This is a genomic window from Candidatus Aquicultor sp. (genome assembly GCF_054640775.1).
In genome coordinates, this window is the sequence record NZ_JBTSLF010000207.1 from 1 (window position 1) to 4,165 (window position 4,165).

General features: G+C 38.4%; 5 protein-coding genes. All 5 read right to left on the reverse strand.

Annotated features, from left to right (window positions below; all coding sequences use genetic code 11):
• The coding region (locus tag ACYC56_RS12775) for a BRO-N domain-containing protein (RefSeq protein WP_461374559.1) at positions 1-729 on the reverse strand (729 nt) is incomplete at its 3' end.
• 325 nt (positions 730-1,054) lie between these two features.
• Positions 1,055-1,762, reverse strand: coding sequence for a hypothetical protein (locus ACYC56_RS12780; RefSeq protein ID WP_461374560.1), 708 nt, complete (start codon positions 1,760-1,762; stop codon positions 1,055-1,057).
• Between the two features lie 1,046 nt (positions 1,763-2,808).
• Complete coding sequence (tnpA, locus tag ACYC56_RS12785) at positions 2,809-3,246, reverse strand: IS200/IS605 family transposase (RefSeq protein ID WP_461374561.1); 438 nt, start codon at positions 3,244-3,246, stop codon at positions 2,809-2,811.
• 77 nt (positions 3,247-3,323) lie between these two features.
• Positions 3,324-3,476: a hypothetical protein gene (locus ACYC56_RS12790; RefSeq protein ID WP_461374562.1), complete on the reverse strand. Its 153-nt coding sequence runs from the start codon at positions 3,474-3,476 to the stop codon at positions 3,324-3,326.
• Positions 3,477-3,565: 89 nt separating this feature from the next.
• Positions 3,566-4,165: purine-nucleoside phosphorylase (locus ACYC56_RS12795; protein WP_461374563.1), on the reverse strand; the 600-nt coding region annotated here is incomplete at its 5' end.

Below are 4,165 nucleotides of genomic sequence, written 5' to 3' on the forward strand. Positions count from 1 at the left end.
AGCAATTTTACCCCCTTTTTTTGCGGCGGTTTTATTTTCAACAAAGCCTTTTGCATCAACTTTTTTTGTTATTTCCGAAGTTGACGCTTCGCCAAGCATAGTGAAGATCAATTCGAGATCGGTCATGTGGTCTCTAAGGTTTTCTCCTTTACCCGGTAGCTTTTTTAATTCTTTGTATTCGGAAGGTGATAAACCAAAAGTTGCCCTGCTAATTTCAGAAGTGAGGATGGCAAATTCTTTTTGTTCTTTAATCCCTCGTTTCTGCCATTGATCGGTTAACTCATCTCTAACAGCAATGCCGCGTAATCTTTTTTCAATCCATTCATCGCTGTAACCTTTGGCTTTATAGATTTCTCTTATTCTTTGAGAAGCAAGTTCGGGATTTTCAATTTCTTCCAGCCGTTCGTAACCGACTCTTGCAAGCCAGCGTTTAAATGGCTCTGCTTTGGGAGATGGGATAGATTGAATAATTCTTAGCAACCCCTCAACATTTGCACAATTAATCTTTTGTTTCCCACCAGCCGTTTCCAATTCAAGGGGGGTGACAATTTGTCCCCACCCTTTTGAAAGTTCCTCGTCACGCTTTCGCATCTTTTTGATATAGTCGGTAGCGTTTGGTGTATCAGTTAACGCTTCAACAACATCCGCAACAGAGAAATACCATTTCTGTTCTTCATCGTTCCAATGAGAACGAATTTTTACTGATTCGAAAAGTTTTATGTTGCTCATAAAATTAACTTCTCCAAACGCAAACCTCCGAGGTTTGCAAAACCTCGGAGGTTTTTGTACTAAAATTCATAACTTGATTTCACTTTCTTATCTGTTAAAAACTCAATCATTATTTCTTTTGATTGAAAAAAAATGTTACATTATTAGACTTTGAATAGCCACGAGCTTTAGCTCGTGGATTTAGAACACTCAAACAATTCAAGGCTTTAGCCAAATTAACTTTTATCATTTGGCTAAAGCCAATATTATATTTTCTCTTTTATTCAACGCGCTAATTCGCCGCGGCGAAGCGTTGCAAGTCATTACAATACAACAAACCTTAACCCTAACTCGCCGGAGGTACATCCGGTGCGGGCGGCGGTGTCCCTTTACTTTCGCTTATTATGTACCGCGTTTGTTTTGCGTAATTTTCGGGATAGACATACTTTGCCGCGTTGCAAACTTCCTGCATTCTTTGCCATGCAGTGTTCAATTTACCAACACGCTCCTGAGTTAGTACTCCTCTATCTTTCTTAAACGCTTCCTGTTTCTGGTTTGCTCCATCAAGCGCGGTCTTTACAGAACCTATTTCATCTATCTTCGCTTGTGTAAAACCTTTCGCAATTAACTGCGATGAGTATTTTACAGCCGTTTTGTAAAACTGATTCATAAATTGAATCATCTTGCTCTGCGCCTGTCTTGCTTTGTCATAATCAGCGTACCCAAACTCATTTTGAACCGCTTTGCTTGTGGGGAAAGCTTTTTCAATATGATATTTGGAAGCTTGAAAGATTTTCTTGCTCTCCTCCATCCATTTTGTCACCTCCGCTGTAAGCGCCGTTTGTTGACTGACAATAGCATTGTCCCTCGCTTCTTCTTCAGCGGCGGTTATTTCATCCAGCCACTCCGTTTCAAAAGGAGCGTTAAATTTCTCATCAAAAGCTATAAAATCCGCTTTATCCAGCACAAAGCAGCCTCTGATGGTTTTTTCTAACTCAAGAGCCTCCGCATCACTCATTGCATAAACTCTTTTTGTTTCTTCAGGTTTTGCCATAAGATTTCTCCCATCTTATTAAGTTAAAGAAATTGAATAATTTATTAGAGCCTTTTATAAAAAGATGGATCTGCCGGGAGCGGATATTGCCGTTTTTTGCCTTAATAAGGGGATAAATTAGAAAGAAAGTGCTAAAAACCACGTTTTTACCCCTATAAATTGCATTGTTGAAGTTCCTCGCCGAATAGTTAAGTCTGCTCGCCCTATTGCTGGTATTGCTCGCTGCATTGCTGAGTCTACTCGCCGTCTTGCAGGCATTGCTCGGCATATTGCAGCCTCTGCTCGCTGTCTTGCAAGTGATGCTCGGCATAAAGTTGACTCTGCTCGCCGTATAGTAAAGGTTGCTCGCCGTATAGTAAAGGTTGCTCGCCGTATTGCTGACATTGCTCGCCATATAGTTGAGGCTGCTCGCCGGCGGAATGTAACTGCTATCACACGGTAAGCCGCTGCTACGGGTCGGAATTTTATCACTAATGTTGAAAATTTTATAACTTGGAAGGAGGAAGCAAAGAATTGTTTCCACTTGTTTGCGGCTAAAAAGTTTTTCGTAGAGAATTTTAAGGAGAAGACTTTAACTTTTTGCCGGACTAAATCAAATATATAACTATCTGAATTCATCACACTTTAGTAAACACCCTTAAATCTTTGAACAAACCTAAGAAAATAAAGAATTAGAGTCAAGCGAAGAATAGAAAAACTACAATTTCTTATTTGGCTAAAGCCAATCGTATGTTTTCTTTTTCACCAACGAGCTAAAGCTCGTTGCAAGTCAAAAAATTGTTTTACTCTTTTGAATTTATTTTAGTTTCTAACTTGCCACGAGCTTTAGCTCGTGGAGGAAAAACACAAAAGAAACTCCGGCTTTAGCCGAAATAACTTTCATCATTTGGTAAAGCCAATATTGTCCTCTTCTCATATTCAATGCGCTAAAGCGCGTTGCAAGTCATCGCATTGCAAATATCTTTTCATTTATAGTAAGTATTTGACTTGCCACGAGCTTTAGCTCGTGGATTAAGAATCAAAAATAACACCCGGCTTTAGCCAAATCATTTTCTTTTAATAATCTCAAATCCATATTTTTTCATAAACTCGTCATACTCCTCCTGAAAAGATTTTACTTTATGATGTTCTTCTTGATTCTTAATATAATCTCTAACTTTATTAATCATTGATTCACTTACGGAGACCGCGATATATTCATCTTGCCATTCAAATTTAGCTTTAGTCAATTTTTCTTTATTCACCCAGAAGGATGATTCTCCCTTCATAAGTTGAACGACTTTACTGATAGTTTGTTCACAACCGAGAGAAATAGTTAAATGAATATGATCTTCAACGCAATTAAGAAAATCAATATAAATTTCCTTTGTCTTAGCGTTTTGTTTAATATGGTCAAGGAGCAAAGGTTTGAATTCTTTATTGATAATTTTTTCTCTGTTCTTAGTTGACCAGATTAGATGAATCCAAACTCTTAAATACGGCATAAAAGTCTCCGTTTTTTTATTTGGCTAAAGCCCATTGTTTCTTTTCTTATTATCAACGCGCTGAAGCGCGTTGCAAGTCAGTGTATTGCAAATATCTTTTCATTTATTGTAACTATTTGACTTGCCACGAGCTTCTGAATATTCATGAAATTCTGAATAGCCACGAGCTTTAGCTCGTGGAGGAAAAACACAAAAGAAACTCCGGCTTTAGCCGAAATAACTTTCATCATTTGGTAAAGCCAATATTGTCCTCTTCTCATATTCAATGCGCTAAAACGCGTTGCAAGTCAAACATTTATTCGACAAAAAATTGAATTGATCAACTCATCTCAACAAACTTTTTTATCAGTCCTTCAAAATTTCCTTTTACACGATTGGCGGTTTCGGTTACTTCTTCGTGGGAGAGTTTTTGGTTTGAAATTCCCGCGGCAAAATTTGTAATGCAGGAAATTCCCGCGCACTTCATCCCTTTGGCAACCGCGTAGATCGCTTCATGCACAGTTGACATCCCCACGGCATCTGTGCCGAACTTATGCATCATCTCAATTTCGGCGGGTGTTTCGTATGAGGGACCTTTGGAATACCAGTACGAACCTTCCTTTAACGGAATTTTTTCTTCCAGCGCCGCTTGCCTAATTGTATCATTCAATTTTTTTGAAGGACAGTCGAGAAAAGCATTCTTTGTATCAAAGTTGGAAATGCCCATTACTTCCGATAATTCTTTTTTTAGAGATAGGGAATTAAAAGAAGTTAGCAGCATTAAATCACCGGGAGAAAAATTGCGGTTGATTCCTCCTGCTGCATTCGTTAACAAAATATTTTTGCATCCAAGTTCAGCGCAAAGATGAACGGGAAGGAGGCATTGATATAGATCGTATCCTTCGTAAAAATGAATTCTTCCCTGGAATAAAATTATTTT

Coding starts and splice junctions, on each gene's coding strand:
- ACYC56_RS12780 (WP_461374560.1), bottom strand. CDS start 1,762: ATGGCAAAACCTGAAGAAACAAAAAGAGTTTATGCAATGAGTGATGCG.
- tnpA (WP_461374561.1), bottom strand. CDS start 3,246: ATGCCGTATTTAAGAGTTTGGATTCATCTAATCTGGTCAACTAAGAAC.
- ACYC56_RS12790 (WP_461374562.1), bottom strand. CDS start 3,476: ATGATGAAAGTTATTTCGGCTAAAGCCGGAGTTTCTTTTGTGTTTTTC.